General features: G+C 75.0%; 14 protein-coding genes. 6 read left to right on the forward strand and 8 right to left on the reverse strand.

Going from position 1 to position 14,753, the window contains the following annotated elements; translation table 11 throughout:
* Positions 1-205: 205 nt before the first annotated feature.
* The 6 genes from AB0D94_RS09575 to AB0D94_RS09600 all read left to right on the forward strand — a co-directional run bounded on the left by AB0D94_RS09575 (position 206) and on the right by AB0D94_RS09600 (position 7,903).
* Positions 206-1,411: an ADP-ribosylglycohydrolase family protein gene (locus AB0D94_RS09575; protein ID WP_362048593.1), complete on the forward strand. Its 1,206-nt coding sequence runs from the start codon at positions 206-208 to the stop codon at positions 1,409-1,411.
* Positions 1,412-1,418: 7 nt separating this feature from the next.
* Entirely contained in the window at positions 1,419-2,564 is a 1,146-nt protein-coding gene (locus AB0D94_RS09580) for an ADP-ribosylglycohydrolase family protein (protein WP_362048193.1), read from the forward strand.
* Positions 2,565-3,682: 1,118 nt separating this feature from the next.
* On the forward strand, positions 3,683-4,987 hold the full coding sequence (locus tag AB0D94_RS09585; RefSeq protein WP_362048596.1) for an ADP-ribosylglycohydrolase family protein: 1,305 nt from the start codon (positions 3,683-3,685) through the stop codon (positions 4,985-4,987).
* A complete protein-coding gene (gene rbsK, locus AB0D94_RS09590) occupies positions 4,984-5,892 on the forward strand; it encodes a ribokinase (RefSeq protein ID WP_362048196.1) in 909 nt (302 codons plus the stop codon). The genes AB0D94_RS09585 and rbsK overlap by 4 nt, the downstream gene beginning before the upstream one ends.
* Positions 5,892-7,091, forward strand: coding sequence for a CoA transferase (locus AB0D94_RS09595; protein WP_362048199.1), 1,200 nt, complete (start codon positions 5,892-5,894; stop codon positions 7,089-7,091). The genes rbsK and AB0D94_RS09595 overlap by 1 nt, the downstream gene beginning before the upstream one ends.
* Positions 7,088-7,903: a CoA ester lyase gene (locus tag AB0D94_RS09600; protein WP_362048202.1), complete on the forward strand. Its 816-nt coding sequence runs from the start codon at positions 7,088-7,090 to the stop codon at positions 7,901-7,903. The genes AB0D94_RS09595 and AB0D94_RS09600 overlap by 4 nt, the downstream gene beginning before the upstream one ends.
* A gap of 151 nt (positions 7,904-8,054) precedes the next feature.
* On the opposite strand, the gene lgt is transcribed toward AB0D94_RS09600, so the two are convergent.
* The 8 genes from lgt to AB0D94_RS09640 form a co-directional block, all read right to left on the reverse strand.
* Entirely contained in the window at positions 8,055-9,065 is a 1,011-nt protein-coding gene (gene lgt, locus AB0D94_RS09605; RefSeq protein ID WP_362048205.1) for a prolipoprotein diacylglyceryl transferase, read from the reverse strand.
* Positions 9,066-9,153: 88 nt separating this feature from the next.
* Positions 9,154-10,188 (reverse strand): thioredoxin domain-containing protein, encoded by a 1,035-nt coding sequence (locus AB0D94_RS09610; protein ID WP_362048208.1) that lies wholly within the window; start codon positions 10,186-10,188, stop codon positions 9,154-9,156.
* Positions 10,189-10,283: 95 nt separating this feature from the next.
* Positions 10,284-11,120: a tryptophan synthase subunit alpha gene (gene trpA, locus AB0D94_RS09615; protein ID WP_362048211.1), complete on the reverse strand. Its 837-nt coding sequence runs from the start codon at positions 11,118-11,120 to the stop codon at positions 10,284-10,286.
* Complete coding sequence (gene trpB, locus AB0D94_RS09620) at positions 11,117-12,358, reverse strand: tryptophan synthase subunit beta (protein WP_362048214.1); 1,242 nt, start codon at positions 12,356-12,358, stop codon at positions 11,117-11,119. Before trpB ends, trpA begins: the two co-directional genes overlap by 4 nt.
* A 204-nt stretch (positions 12,359-12,562) precedes the next feature.
* The gene (locus AB0D94_RS09625) at positions 12,563-12,772 is read right to left on the reverse strand and encodes a tryptophan synthase subunit(beta) (RefSeq protein ID WP_362048217.1); all 210 of its coding nucleotides are present in this window, start codon (positions 12,770-12,772) and stop codon (positions 12,563-12,565) included.
* 9 nt (positions 12,773-12,781) lie between these two features.
* Positions 12,782-13,591, reverse strand: a complete 810-nt coding sequence (trpC, locus tag AB0D94_RS09630) for an indole-3-glycerol phosphate synthase TrpC (protein ID WP_031148320.1) — start codon at positions 13,589-13,591, stop codon at positions 12,782-12,784.
* A gap of 171 nt (positions 13,592-13,762) precedes the next feature.
* Positions 13,763-14,353 (reverse strand): DUF2752 domain-containing protein, encoded by a 591-nt coding sequence (locus tag AB0D94_RS09635; protein ID WP_362048221.1) that lies wholly within the window; start codon positions 14,351-14,353, stop codon positions 13,763-13,765.
* A 63-nt stretch (positions 14,354-14,416) separates the two neighbouring features.
* Positions 14,417-14,668 carry an HGxxPAAW family protein gene (locus AB0D94_RS09640; RefSeq protein WP_362048224.1) on the reverse strand — a complete coding sequence of 84 codons (252 nt, stop codon included), beginning with the start codon at positions 14,666-14,668 and terminating at the stop codon, positions 14,417-14,419.
* Positions 14,669-14,753 lie beyond the last annotated feature (85 nt).

A 14,753-nucleotide genomic window follows, 5' to 3' on the forward strand; every position in this document is an offset into this window, starting at 1 on the left:
CGCCGCCCCAGCCGACACCACCCGCACGGGGACACGTACAGCCGCAGTCCCGGCCCCGGACCACCTCGCCGCCCCAGCCGACACCACCCGCACGGGAACACGTACAGCCGCAGTCCAGGCCCCGGACCACCTCGCCGCCCCAGCCGACACCACCCGCACGGGGACCCGTACAGCCGCAGTCCAGGCCCCGGACCACCTCGCCGGCCTGGGCGACCCCGCCCCCGCCAGGGCCCGTGCAGCCGCCGGCCGGGCCGCCCGGAACCCCGCCGAGCCCCCCGCAGGGGCACCGGCAGGGGCCCGGCGGATCGAGGGGCTGCTCCTCGGGCTCGCCGCAGGCGACGCGGCAGGCTGGCCCGCCGCCCGGCACCGGGCCAGCCGGATGCCCGAGTGGACCCGCCGCCTCACCCGCGAGCTCGACACCTTCGCCGAGCAGAACGCCACCACCACCCTCCCCGTCCCCATCGCCCTCAACCAGCCCCCCGAGCCCCTGCGCCTCGGCCCGAGCGACGACGCCGAATGGGCCGCCTTCGTCGCCGAATCCGTACTCACCGCCGCCGGCGTGCTGCTCAGCGACCTGTCCCGGTCCCGCCGCATGCGGGCCGCCATCGACCTCGCCTGGAACGCCCTCGCCTCCGAGGTCGCCGCCGCGGCGGAACGCGCGCCCGAGGTCGAGTCCGCCGTGCTCCCCCTCCGCGCCCGGATCTCCGTCCGCGCCGGCCTCGGCAACCTCGCCACCGGCCTGCGCCCGCCCGCCACCGGCCACGACAACCCGCACTACTTCGACGACGCCGCCTGCATCCGGGCGTGCGTCCTCGCCGTCGTCCACCCCGGCGACGCCCACGCGGCGGCCGATCTCGCCGAGTTCGACGCCCGCTACACCCAGGACGGCGACGGCGTCCACGGCGCCCGCGCCATGGCCGCCGCCATCGCGACCGCCCTCGCCGGCTCGGACGTCGACGCCGCGGTCGACGCCGCCCTCGAACAGCTCCCCGAGAGCACGGAGATCGGCCGCAACGCGCGCCATGCCGTCAAACTCGCCCGGACGAGTGGGGAAGGCGGGGCGTTCGCCATCGTTCCCACCCTTGAGCACGAGATCGTGGACCACGTGTACAGCTACGGAATCGCCGCCGCCGAGACCGTGCCCGTGGCCCTCGCCCTCGCGACCGCCGCCCGGGGCAAGGTGACCGAGGCCGTCCCGGCCGCGGCCTGCCTGTCCCGCGTCGCCGACTCCGCCCCCGCCCTCGCCGGCGCGCTCACCGGCGCCCTCGGTGGCGGCGACTCTATCCCCGCCGCCTGGCGCGAGGCCTGCCGCACCCTCTCCGGCTGCGCCCTCCCCCGCCTCGCCGGCACCGACCTCGTGGAACTCGCCGCGCTCCTGACGCGCACGGAACTCACCTCACCCAAGGGATGATTCGGACATGACGCTCACGTTGGAGGACCGGGTAGCAGGCGCCCTCGTCGGAGCCGCCGTCGGCGACGCGCTCGGCGGCCCGGTGGAGGGCTGGACCCCGGACCAGATCGTGGAACGGCACGGCGGCCGCATCCACGGCATCGTCGGCCCCTGGCACGAGGACTGGCGCACGGCCCGCCCGATCGCCCCGTACCACAAGGGAGATGGCCACGTCACCGATGACACCCTCATGACCCACGCGCTGGTACGGGTCTACGAGACCGTACGGGACCACCTGGACGCGTACGCGGTCGCCGACCACCTGGTCCCGGACCTGATGACCAACCCGCGCTGGATCCCGGAGCTCGAAGCCGAGGCCCTGCCGCTCCAGCGGATCTTCCTCGCCGAGAAGTGGATCGTGACCCGGCTGCACTACGCGCACGCCGACCCCCGCGAGGCCGGCAGCGGCAACATCGTCAACTGCGGCGCCGCGATGTACATGGCGCCCGTGGGCCTCGTCAACGCGGGCAATCCGGCGGGGGCGTACGCGGAGGCGCTGGACGTGGCCGGCGCGCACCAGTCCTCGTACGGGCGGGAGGCGGCGGGCGTGTTCGCGGCGGCGGTGGCGGCCGCGTGCGTGCCGGGGGCTACGGCCGCCTCGGTGGTGGACACGGCCCTGTCCCTGGCCAAGGACGGCACCCGCACGGCCATCGCCGCCGTCGCCGAAGTGGCCGCCGGACACCGGGACTTCGAGTCGGCGCTGGCTCCGCTGCGGGCGGCGGTGACCCCGTACGACTCGGTCGGCCCGGACTACCGCAACCCCTCGCTGGGCGCCCGCCGCCCCTCGCGGCTGCACTCCATCGAGGAGCTGCCGATCGCGCTCGGCATGCTGCTGATCGCGGACGGGGCCTACGAGACCTCCGTGCTCGGGGCGGTCAACTACGGCCGGGACTGCGACTCCGTCGCCACCATGGCCGGGGCGATCGCCGGAGCGCTCGGCGGCGAGGACGCGGTCCCGGCGGCCTGGGCCAAGCAGGTGGCCGAGGCCAGCCGCCTCGACCTGCACGCCCCGGCCGCGGCGCTGGCCGCGGTGGCCCGGGAGGTCTTCACCCTCGACCTGGCCCGCCGCGAGGCCCACGAGTCGGCCTTCACCGCAATCTCGGCCCCCCGATGACCCCACCCGACCTCCCCGGACCGCCCCCGGAGCCCCGCACCCCGGGCACCCGCCCGGGAACCCCCGCAAGGCCTGCCCCTCGAACCGACACCGGCACGGCCCCGGAGCCCCGCCCGGCGACCGGCCCGGGCACGCGCCCGGCGACCCCCGCGGGAACCACCACAGGGCCCGGCCCTCGAACCGACACCGGAACGGACCCGAGGCCCCGCCCGGCAACCGACCCGAGCCCGGGCACGCGCCCGGCGACCCCCGCGGGAACCACCACAGGGCCCGGCCCTCGAACCGACACCGGAAGGGACCCGAGGCCCCGCCCGGCGAGCCACTCGGGTCCCCCGGCAGCCGCCCCGGCCACAGGCCCGGCGACCAACGCCGGGGCTGGCCCCGTCCCGACCGGTGCGGGTTCCGGGACCGGCGGCGATGCCGCTGCCGGTGGCGACGTGCTCCTGCGGGTGACCTGGGCGCAGCCCGAGGACCTGATCGGGCACGAGTTGCGGCAGGCCGCCGAGGACGGGCGCGACCCGGGCCCCGCCCTGCGGGTCTGGCTCGCCGCGGGCGGGCACCTCGCGCCCGAGCGGGCCGGCGCCTCCCCGGGCCCGGCGGACCCGGAGCTGCGAGCCCTGGCCTGCCGCCTGCTGGACGAGCTCGCGGCCGTGCCGTCCCCGCTGGCCGCCGCCGAACCACGGTCCTGGGAGGCCGTACGCGCCACCTGGCCTTCCCCCGCCGACCCACAGACCCCCGGACCGGACCTCGGCCCGCCGGACCCCTGGACCGACGGCGCGGCATCCCACCCGCAGCAGGAGCCCGCAGCACCCGGAACGGCCGGGGCAGCGAGGGCGCCCGAGGCAGCCGCAGCCATGGCGGCCAGGGCGGACGGCACGGCCCGGCCCACCGGCCCCCGCGCGGACGGAGCAGCCGGGGAAGCCGACGTGAACGGCCCGGACGGCCCGACCCGGCACCCCGGCCCCCGCGCGGCCGGCACGGCCGGGGCAGCCGGGGCGGCGAGGACGGCCGGCCCAGCCGGCCCGGACGCCGCAGCCGGCCCGGCCGGCCCGGCAGGCCCGGACGGCCCGGCTCTGCACACCGGCGCCCGCGCGGCCGGGGAAGCCGGGGCAGCGAGGATGGCCGGCCCAGCCGCCGCAGCCGGCCCGGACGCCGCAGCCGGCGCGCCCGGGACAGGCGACGCGGGCGGCGCGGCAAGGGCAGCCGGGGCAACGAGAACGGCCGGCCCGGACGGGGCAACCGGCCCGGACGGCGCAGCCGGCTCGGACGCCGCGGCAAGGGCGGCGACGGCGGCCGGTCCGGACGGCCCGGCCCGGCCCGACGGGCCGCGCGCCGCCGGCCGCCTCGGCGCGCAGCCGGCGGCCGTGGAGCTGCGGGCCCGGCTGGAAGCCGCATGGCTCGGCCGGGCCGTCGGGTGCCTGCTCGGCAAGCCCGTCGAGAAGCTGCCGCTGCACGCCATCCGCGACCTGGCCCGCGCCGCCGGCAACTGGCCGCTGGACGACTGGTTCAGCGAACGCGGCGTCCCGCCGGAGCTCCTGGCCGCGCACCCCTGGAACCGCCGCTCCGCCCCCACCTCCCTCGCCGAGAACATCGACGGCATGCCCGAGGACGACGACCTCAACTACCCCCTCCTCGGCCTGCTCCTGCTCCAGCGGCACGGCAAGGGCTTCACCACCGCCGACGTGGCCCGGCTCTGGCTCGACGAACTGCCGGCCGGGCGGACCTTCACCGCCGAGCGCGTCGCGTACCGCAACCTCCTCCTCGGGCTGGAGCCGCCCGCCACCGCCACCCACCACAACCCGTTCCGCGAATGGATCGGCGCCCTCATCCGCGCCGACGTGCACGGCTGGACCCACCCCGGCGACCCGGCCGCCGCCGCGGCCCAGGCCTACCGCGACGCCGCCCTGACCCACACCGGCAACGGCGTCTACGCCGCCCTCTTCGTCGCCGCCGCCACCGCCGAGGCCGCCACCGGCCGTACGGACGTCCACGGCGCGCTCCGGGCCGGGCTGGACTTCGTACCGCCCGGCTCGCGCCTCGCCGAGGCCGTCCGCTTCGGGATCCTGACGGCCCGCGGGGAGGCCCGCTTCGACCGCGTCGTCGACGCCCTGCACGCGCGCTACGGCCACTACCACTGGGTGCACGCCGTCCCCAACACCGCCCTGATCGCCGCCGCCCTCACCCACGCCGACGGGGAGTTCACCCGTTCCATCTGCCGCGCCGTGTCCGGCGGCTGGGACACCGACTCCAACGGGGCCACCGCCGGAGCCCTCGCCGGGATCCTGGCCGGGGCGCCCGGGAACCTCCCGCACCGCTGGACCGCACCGCTCAAGAACCGCCTCGCCACCACCGTCGCCGGTTTCGACGGCATCGGCTTCGACACCCTCGCCCACCTCACCGCACAGGAGGCAGCCCGCTCATGACGGCCATCGCCGTGCTCGGCAGTACCAACATGGACCTCGTCGCCTACGTCCCCAAGGCCCCCCGCCTCGGCGAGACCGTCACCGGCCGCGCGTTCCGCACGGTCCCCGGCGGCAAGGGCGCCAACCAGGCCGTCGCCGCGGCCCGCTGCGGCGGAGAGGTGGTGATGATCGGGGCGGTCGGGGCCGACGACTTCGGCGTACGGCTGCGCTCCGCGCTCGCCTCCGCCGGAGTCGACACGGCGGCCCTGCGCACCGTCGAGGGCGCCAGCGGCACCGCCCACATCACCGTGGACGACGAGGGCGCCAACAGCATCATCGTCGTCCCGGGGGCGAACGCCCACGTCACCGGCCTGGAGGCGGGTGACGACAGCCGGATCGGCGCGGCGGACTGCCTGCTGCTCCAGCTGGAGCTGCCGCTGGACGCCGTCCTCGCGGGCGCCCGGGCGGCCCGCGCCCACGGGGGCGTCCGTACGGTCCTCACCCCGGCCCCCGCCCAGCCGCTGCCCGCCGAACTGCTGGCCGCCACCGACCTCCTGGTCCCCAACGAGCACGAGGCGGCCGCCCTGACCGGGCTCACCGACCCGCACCGCGCGGCCGAGGCGCTCCTGGAGCAGGTGCCGGAGGTGGTGATCACCCTGGGCGCGGCCGGCTCCCTGTACGCGGCCCGGGGGCGGGAGCCGCTGACCGTGCCCGCCCCGCGGGTCCGGGCCGTGGACACCACCGCCGCCGGGGACACCTTCGTCGGAGCCCTCGCCGTGGCCCTCGGGGAGGGCCGCCCGGTGGACAGCGCCCTCGCCTGGGCCTCGTGCGCCGCCGCGCTGTCCGTCCAGCGGCCCGGCGCGCAGGACTCGATGCCGACCCGCGCCGAGGTCGTCGCGTTCGCGGCCGGGCAGGGCATCCGCTGATGGCCGAGCCCCCCGCCGGGCCCCTGCGCGGGCTGCGCGTCCTCGATCTGGCCACCCTCTTCGCCGGGCCGCTGGCCGCCACCCTGCTCGGCGACTTCGGCGCCGAGGTCGTCAAGGTGGAGCATCCCGGCCGCCCCGACCCCTCCCGCGGTCACGGCCCCGCCAAGGACGGGATCGGCCTGTGGTGGAAGCTGCTCGGCCGGAACAAGCGGACGATGACCCTCGACCTGTCCACGCCGGGCGGCCGGGACACCCTGCTGCGCCTCGCCGCCACCGCCGACGTGGTCATCGAGAACTTCCGCCCCGGCACCCTGGAGAAGTGGGGGCTGGGCTGGCCCGAGCTGTCCACCGTCAACCCGCGGCTGGTCCTGGCCCGGGTCACGGCCTTCGGCCAGCAGGGCCCGTACGCGCACCGCCCCGGCTTCGGCACCCTCGCCGAGGCGATGAGCGGCTTCGCCGCGATCACCGGGGAGCCGGACGGGCCGCCGACCCTGCCGCCCTTCGGGCTCGCGGACTCCATCGCCGCGCTGACCACCGCGTACGCCGTGATGACCGCCCTCGCCGGCCGGGACCGCACCGGGCACGGGCAGGTCGTGGACCTGGCCATCATCGAGCCGATCCTGACCGTGCTGGGCCCCCATCCGCTCTGGTACGACCAGCTCGGCTACGTCCAGCCGCGCACCGGCAACCGCTCCGCCAACAACGCGCCCCGCAACACCTACCGCAGTGCCGACGGGCGCTGGCTGGCGGTCTCGGCCTCCGCGCAGTCCATCGCCGAGCGGGTCATGCGGCTGGTCGGGCGGCCCGAGCTGATCGACGAGCCCTGGTTCGCGTCCGGCGCGCAGCGGGCCGCGCACGGGCACGTCCTGGACGAGGCCGTCGGGGGCTGGATCGCCCGGCACAAGGCGGATGAGGTGGTGGCGGCCTTCGAGGAGGCCGAGGCGGCCGTGGCCCAGGTCTACGACGTCCGGGACGTGATGGCCGATCCGCAGTTCGCCGCGCTGGACACGGTCACCGAGGTGGAGGATCCGGAGCTGGGCCCGCTGCGGATGCAGAACGTCCTCTTCCGGCTCTCCGAGACCCCTGGTGCGATCCGCTGGGCGGGCCGCCCGCACGGCGCGGACACCGAGGAGGTCCTGACCGAGCTCGGACTGAGCCCGGACGAGATCACCGCGCTCCGTACCGAGGGGGCGCTGTGATCCTGACCTGGCTGTACGCGCCGGGCGACCGCCCAGCGGTGGTGGCCAAGGCCCTGGGCTGCGGGGCCGACGCGGTCATCGTGGACCTGGAGGACGCTGTTCCGGCCTCCCGCAAGGAGTACGCCCGCTCCGCGACCGCCGAGCTGCTCGCCGAGCGGCCCCCGGTCCCCGTCCACGTCCGGGTGAACGCCCTGGACTCCCCCTGGGGTGGCGTCGACCTCACCGCCCTGGCGGGCCGCCGCGGCCTGGCCGGGCTCCGGCTGCCCAAGATCAGCGCCCCGGAGCAGGTCGCGGCCGTCGCCGACCGCACCGGCGGGGTCTGCCTGTACGCCCTGCTGGAATCCGCGCTGGGCGTGGAGCGCGCGTACGAGATCGCCCGCGCGCACCCCGCCCTGCGCGGGCTCTCCCTCGGCGAGGCGGACCTGCGGGCCGATCTGGCCGTCAGCGCGGAGACGGGCCTGGACTGGTGCCGCTCGCGGGTGGTGGTGGCTGCCCGGGCGGCCGGGCTCGCACCGCCGGCCCAGTCCGTCTTCCCCGACATCCGGGACCTGGAGGCACTGGCCGCGTCCTGCTCGCGGGGGCGTTCGCTCGGCTTCCTGGGCCGGGCGGCGATCCATCCCCGCCAGCTGCCGGTGATCGAGCGGGCCTACCTGCCCGCTCCCGCGGAGGTCACCGCGGCCCATGAGGTCCTGGCCGCGGCCCGCGCCACCCCGGGGGCACTGGCCCTGCCCGACGGGCGTTTCGTGGACCCCGCCGTGGTCGCCTCCGCGCACCGCACCCTTGCGCTCGCCGCGCGCATGGCCACGCGGTGATGGCTGATTTCGGCGCCCCCCGGCGCCGCTTCCCGGGGCTCCAACGCCGGCGGGCCTGAGTTCTGGCGCGGCGGCCACGCAGCGCGAGCCGCCAGGCAGCGCGAAGGGGGCGCCGCGTGGTGCGCGGCGCCCCCTTCGCGGACCGTTCCGGTCAGAGTTTCCCGGGCTCCGGGGCCTCGTCCTCGGCCGGCTGCGCCTTGCGCAGGTCGGCCTTGGCGGGCTCGCCCTCCGTCAGCACGGAGGCCTTCACCTTGTCCTCCGCATCGGCAGGGGCAGCGGTGTCCGAGGGCTCGCCCTCGGCCTGGCCGGCCCCGGCCGGGGCCGCGGCCTTGTCGCCCGCACCGCCGGGGGCGTCCGGCTCGACGACCTCCTCGCGGCCCGGCCGCAGCTTCGCCGACAGCACCAGGTAGACCACGGCCAGCACGAAGACCACGATCGAGGTCCACACGTTCAGCCGCAGGCCCAGGACGAGGTGCGCCTCGTCGACCCGCATGTACTCGATCCAGACGCGGCCGGCGCAGTACGCGGCGACGTACAGGGCGAAGGCCCGCCCGTGGCCGAGCTTGAAGCGGCGGTCGGCCCAGATCACCAGTACGGCGACGCCGACGCACCACAGCGACTCGTACAGGAAGGTCGGGTGATAGGTCCCCGCGATCCGGTTCGGGCCCTCGCTGATCTCCACCGCCCAGGGCAGGTCGGTCTCGCGGCCGTACAGCTCCTGGTTGAACCAGTTGCCCCAGCGGCCGCAGGCCTGGGCCAGGGCGATGCCCGGTGCCAGGGCGTCCGCCCAGGCCGGCAGCGGGATGCCGCGCAGCCGGCAGCCGATCCAGGCACCCACCGCGCCCAGCGCGATCGCTCCCCAGATGCCGAGGCCGCCCTCCCAGATCTTGAGGGCGTCGACCCAGTTGCGGCCCTCGCCGAAGTAGAGCTGGTAGTCGGTGATCACGTGGTAGAGGCGACCGCCGACCAGGCCGAACGGCACCGCCCACACGGCGATGTCCGCAACCGTGCCCGGCTTTCCGCCGCGCGCGATCCACCGCTTGTTGCCGAGCCAGACGGCGACGAAGACGCCGAGAATGATGCAGAACGCGTAGCCGCGCAGCGGGATCGGTCCGAGGTGGACCACGCCGGTCGACGGGCTGGGGATGTAAGCAATGTCCATGGCAGACATGACGCTACCCTGCCGGGCGGTGCTGACCGCAACCCGCCCGGCAAGACGAAACCAAATCCACACACGGCCCAGGCGCCGCTCAGTTCTCCGGGGAACCGCCGGAACCGGCCTTCGGGGCCGAGTTCGCCCCCCTGCCCGAGGGCTCGGACGAAGGCGAGGCCTTCGCCCCGGACGCCGTCCCTGACCCTGCCGTGGACCCGGACCCGGACACCGCCCCGGAGCGGGAGCCCGTGCTCGCGGACGGCGAGGCCTTGCCCGCGCCCTTCGGGGAGACGGCACCGTCCTTCGCGTCCGTGCCCTTCGCGCTGCCGCCGCCGGAACCCGTCGCCGCGCCCTCCACCTGTTCCTTCAGCTTCTGCGGGGTCAGCGGGTTGGCCTGGTCGGCGAAGATGTCCTTGCCGTCCAGGAGCACGGTCGGGGTGCCCCGGAACTTGCCGGCCCGGAAGGCCTCCTGCGATTTGCCCACCCAGCTGTTGTGGGTGCCGTCCTCGACGCACTTGCGGAAGGCCGGGGTGTCCAGCCCGTCCACCTTGCCCGCCAGCTCCAGCAGCTTGGCGTTCTTGCCGAAGGCGTCGTCGACCTCCTGCGGCTGGTTCTGGAAGAGCAGGTCGTGGTACGCGGTGAACTTGCCCGCGTCCTGCGCGCAGGCCGCCGCGTTCGCGCTCTTGAGGGAGCCGCTGCCGCCCATGTTGCCGTCGATGAGCGTGACCAGGTGGTAATCCACCTTGAGGAGCCCCTTGGCCTCCAGCTCGTGGACGGTGTCCCGGTAGTTGTCCTCGAAGGCCTTGCAGGCCGGGCAGCGGAAGTCCTCCCACACCGTCAGCGTGGACTTGGCCTCGCCCTTGCCCGTCTGGATGGCGAGCGCGTCCTTGCCGGTGGCCCCGGAGGGGGCGACCACCGGGCCGTCCTTGGCGGAGTCGCCGCTCTTGCCGGCGTTGGCCGCGATCAGGCCGACGACGGCGGCCAGGGCAAGGACGCCGACCACCGCCGCCGACACGACGAGGGTCCGCCGGCGCTTGTCCCGGGTCTTCTGCCGCTCGCGCTCCAGCTGGAGTCGCTCCCGGGCCGATCGTTTCGTCGCATCGCGGTTCGCACCGTCGTTCTTCTCGCTCACGTTCGGCCAAACGAAGCGGGGAGGCACTCTCGTGCCTCCCCGCTCCCAGTTCCACCCGATCGGGCTACAGAACCCGCCCGGCGAACCCCTGTGCGTCAGCTCCTGCGTACGCCTTCCGCAAGCTCGCCCGCCAGTTCCCGTACGGCGGTCAGCCCGGCGGGCAGGTCCGGCGCGTCCAGCAGCAGCTTCACGAAGGCCGAGCCGACGATCACACCGTCGGCGAAGGCCGCCACTTCCTTGGCCTGCGCGGCGTTGGAGACGCCCAGGCCGACGCAGACGGGGAGCCCGCCGCCGCCGGCACCGGGGGTGGCGCGGGTGCGCTCCACGAGGTCCTGGGCCTGGTTGCCGACCGACTCGCGGGTGCCGGTGACGCCCATGAGCGAGGCGGCGTAGACGAAGCCGGAACCGGCCGCCGTGATGGTGGCCAGGCGCTCGTCCTTGCTGCTGGGGGCCACGACGAAGACGGTCGCCAGACCGTGCTTCTGCGCGTGCTCGCGCCACAGCGCGGACTCCTGGACCGGCAGGTCGGGCAGGATGCAGCCGGCGCCGCCCGCCTCGGCCAGCTCGGAGGCGAACCGCTCCACGCCGTAGCGGTCGATGGGGTTCCAGTACGTCATCACCAGGACCGGGGCCCCGGTGGCCTCGTGCGCCTCGCGGACCGTCCGGATCACGTCGGCGATCTTGACCCCGCCGCGCAGGGCGATGTCGTCGGCGGTCTGGATGATCGCGCCGTCCAGGACCGGGTCGCTGTGCGGGAGGCCGACCTCGACCACGTCCGCGCCGCCCGCGATGACGGCCTTGACCGCCTCGATGGCACCGTCGACGGTCGGGAAGCCCGCCGGGAGGTAGGCGACGAGCGCGGCGCGGTTCTCGGACTTGGCCTTCGCGAGGGTGTCGCTCAGCAGCTGGATGTTGCCGGTTCCCGTGCTCACTTGCTCTCCCCTTCAGCGTCGTACAGCCCGAAGTAGCGGGCCGCCGTGTCCATGTCCTTGTCCCCGCGGCCGGACAGGTTGACCACGATCAGCCCGTCCTTGCCCAGCTCCTTGCCCAGGTCGAGGGCGCCCGCGAGGGCGTGTGCCGACTCGATGGCCGGAATGATCCCCTCGGTGCGGGAGAGCAGGCGCAGGGCCTGCATCGCGGCGTCGTCGGTCACCGCGCGGTACTCGCCGCGGCCGGAGTCCTTGAGGTAGGAGTGCTCGGGGCCGATGCCCGGGTAGTCCAGTCCGGCCGAGATCGAGTAGGGCTCGGTGATCTGGCCCTCCTCGTCCTGGAGGACGTACGAGCGGGAGCCGTGCAGGATCCCGGGCTCGCCCGCGGTCAGCGTGGCCGCGTGCTCGCCGGTCTCGACGCCGTGCCCGGCGGGCTCGAAGCCGACCAGGCGGACGCCGGCGTCCGGGATGAAGGCGTGGAAGAGGCCGATGGCGTTGGAGCCGCCGCCGACGCAGGCCGCGACGGCGTCGGGGAGCCGGCCGGCGCGCTCGATGATCTGGCGGCGGGCCTCGACGCCGATGACCCGGTGGAAGTCGCGGACCATGGCCGGGAAGGGGTGCGGACCCGCGACCGTGCCGAAGAGGTAGTGGGTCCGGTCCACGTTGGCGACCCAGTCGCGGAACGCCTCGTTGATGGCGTCCTTGAGGGTCCGGGAGCCGGACTTCACGGCGATGACCTCGGCGCCCAGCATGCGCATCCGGGCCACGTTGAGGGCCTGGCGCTGGGTGTCGATCTCGCCCATGTAAATGGTGCAGTCGAGGCCGAAGAGCGCGCAGGCAGTGGCGGTGGCGACGCCGTGCTGGCCGGCTCCGGTCTCGGCGATGACGCGGGTCTTGCCCATGCGCTTGGTGAGCAGCGCCTGGCCCAGCACGTTGTTGATCTTGTGCGAGCCGGTGTGGTTGAGGTCCTCGCGCTTGAGGAAGATCCGCGCACCGCCGGCGTGCTCGGCGAACCGGGGCACCTCGGTGAGGGCGCTGGGCCGGCCCGTGTAGTTGACCATCAGGTCGTTCAGCTCGGCCGCGAAGGCCGGGTCGCCCTTGGCCTTCTCGTACTCGACGGCTACCTCGTCCACGGCGGCGACGAGCGCCTCGGGGATGAACTTGCCGCCGAACTCGCCGAAGTAGCCCTCGGCGTTCGGGACGTGACCCTCCGGGTCCGGAATGAAGAACTCACTGGACATGCCCAGTACTCCTACGGATGCGTGGTGCGGCGGGGGTATTCACCGTATTGCGCCGCCCGCCCGTGGCGCGCACACCCCGCTGGGGCATGCGTACTCGCACGGTACGGAGCGACCCGCGCCCGGAGCCGGCGGCCCGGGCGGCAGGCCGTACGGGAGCGCCCTCGGCCGCCCTGCTCCTCGGCAGGGGCCGCGTGGCGTTCCTCGTTACAGCGCGCCTCCGCGGCGCCATCGCATGCCGTTGACCTGACCGGGCTCGGAGCCGATCACGTACCGGACCCGCCGCCCGTGCACGCGCCGGGCCGGGGCACGGCAGCCGCGAGGGCGGCAGCCGCGCGCCAGGGGCGCGTGCGCCGTCGGCACGCCGGCCAGGCCGGAGCCCGGTCGGGTGCGGACGGAGGAGCGGTCGTGGGCCATGGGTGCGGGTCAGCTCCGCCCGTGGCGCAGGGCGGGGTGGGCGCCGGCGGCGACGAGGTCGGCCACGGCCGACTTCGGGTCACGGCCGGTGACCAGGGACTCCCCGACGAGGACGGCGTCGGCGCCTTCGTTGGCGTAGGCGATCAGGTCGTGCGGCCCGCGGATGCCGGACTCGGCGACCTTGACGATGTGGGCGGGGATCTCCGGGACGACGCGCTCGAAGGTGGAGCGGTCGACCTTGAGGTCCTTGAGGTTGCGGGCGTTGACGCCGATGATCTTGGCACCGGCGGCGACCGCGCGCTCCACCTCTTCCTCGTCGTGGACCTCGACGAGCGGGGTCAGGCCGATGGACTCGGCCCGCTCGATGAGGGAGACGAGGGCTTCCTGCTCCAGGGCCGCGACGATCAGCAGCGCGAGGTCGGCGCCGTAGGCACGGGCCTCCCACAGCTGGTACGCGGTGACGATGAAGTCCTTGCGCAGGATCGGGATGTCCACGCGGGCGCGAACGGCCTCCAGGTCGGCCAGCGAGCCGCCGAAACGACGCTGCTCGGTGAGGACGGAGATGACCGCCGCACCGCCCGCCTCGTAGTCGGCGGCGAGCCCGGCCGGATCCGCGATCGCGGCCAGCGCGCCCTTGGAGGGGCTGGAACGCTTGACCTCGCAGATCACCTTGACGCTGTCGCCGCGCAGGGCAGCGACGCCGTCCTTGGCCTGGGGCGCCTTGGCGGCACGCTCCTTGAGCTCGTCGAGGCTCACGCGGGCCTGCCGTTCGGCAAGGTCTTCGCGGACCCCTTCGATGATCTCGTCGAGCACACTCACGCGAGCGGCCCCCTTCCGGGTCGATGACGGTCGGCCGCCTTGCAGACACGTACAACTGCAAGGTCAGCAATCAAATGATATCCGCAGGAGGCCTTGCTCTCCGCACGCGCTTGACGCCGTCCCAGTAATTGGACATTCGGAATCAGGGCTTCATATGGCCTGCTGACAGGCTCAGGGCGCCAGCGCGGAGCCGAAAGAAAGATTCCGGATCACGGCGAAAACCAGTGCCACGGCGCCGATCCCCCACCAGTACGGCGGCTTCAGGACGATCTTCGGTACGGGACCGCCGCGGGCCGCCCGCGACAGCCACAGCGCCATGAATCCCGCGAAGACGAAATAGCCGGCGACGGCCAGGGCATTTGCCCCGAAAGCTGTGATCAGATCGCCCTGGGCGAACGCGTGTGCGCTGCGCAGGCCGCCGCAGCCGGGGCACAGGACCCCGGTCAGCCGGAAGAGCGGGCAGACCGGGTAGTGGCCGGGCTCGTTCGGGTCCACGGCGCCCACGTACCCGAAGGCGGCGACGGCCCCGGCCAGGACCAGCACCGGCGCGGCCAGCCTCCGGGCCGGGCCCCGTACGGCGCCCGCCGCGGGCACGGCGGGGGCCTGCGGCGAGCCGGGGGGCTGCGCGGCGGGGAACGGCGCAGGGCCGCGGGCCGGCTCAGGGCCGCGGGCCGGCGCGGCGGGTGACGGCGCGGGGCCGCCGGGAGCCGGTGCGGCGTCGGGGGTGCGGGGGGCGTCCACCCGCTGATTCTCTCCGGTCATGACAAAAGGCGCAGCCCGACGGGGCCGCGCCTTTCGGCTGCGCCGGACCCGCCGGCCGGGCACTCAGACCTTGGCGGGGACCTTCTTGGCGGCGATGACCTCGGCGAGGTCCGTGTAGGTGGCCTTCGGCGCACCCATGCCGGCGGCCTTCATCGCCATGCCGACGACACCACCGAGCACGACGACACCGAGACCGAGCCAGAACCCGAGCTGGTTCGCCAGCACCATGAAGGCACCCGAGATGCAGAAACCGACGAAGGCGATGATGACACCGGTCCAGGCGGCCGGGGTGTGTCCGTGTGATGTGCCCGCCATGAGTTGCTCCTTGTTGCTCTGTCTTCTGTGTCGAACGCTCGGTGCTCATTGTCCCGCACCGGGCGCGGTCGCCGTCCACGGGGGT

The sequence above is a fragment of the Streptomyces sp. NPDC048255 genome (assembly GCF_040652415.1).
GTDB lineage: Bacteria > Actinomycetota > Actinomycetes > Streptomycetales > Streptomycetaceae > Streptomyces.

Excerpts from the sequence above, each read along its gene's own strand:
- AB0D94_RS09580 (WP_362048193.1), top strand. The coding sequence starts at position 1,419 with ATGACGCTCACGTTGGAGGACCGGGTAGCAGGCGCCCTCGTCGGAGCC.
- AB0D94_RS09585 (WP_362048596.1), top strand. The coding sequence starts at position 3,683 with ATGGCCGGCCCAGCCGCCGCAGCCGGCCCGGACGCCGCAGCCGGCGCG.
- rbsK (WP_362048196.1), top strand. The coding sequence starts at position 4,984 with ATGACGGCCATCGCCGTGCTCGGCAGTACCAACATGGACCTCGTCGCC.
- AB0D94_RS09595 (WP_362048199.1), top strand. The coding sequence starts at position 5,892 with ATGGCCGAGCCCCCCGCCGGGCCCCTGCGCGGGCTGCGCGTCCTCGAT.
- lgt (WP_362048205.1), bottom strand. The coding sequence starts at position 9,065 with ATGGACATTGCTTACATCCCCAGCCCGTCGACCGGCGTGGTCCACCTC.
- trpB (WP_362048214.1), bottom strand. The coding sequence starts at position 12,358 with ATGTCCAGTGAGTTCTTCATTCCGGACCCGGAGGGTCACGTCCCGAAC.
- AB0D94_RS09625 (WP_362048217.1), bottom strand. The coding sequence starts at position 12,772 with ATGGCCCACGACCGCTCCTCCGTCCGCACCCGACCGGGCTCCGGCCTG.
- AB0D94_RS09635 (WP_362048221.1), bottom strand. The coding sequence starts at position 14,353 with ATGACCGGAGAGAATCAGCGGGTGGACGCCCCCCGCACCCCCGACGCC.
- AB0D94_RS09640 (WP_362048224.1), bottom strand. The coding sequence starts at position 14,668 with ATGGCGGGCACATCACACGGACACACCCCGGCCGCCTGGACCGGTGTC.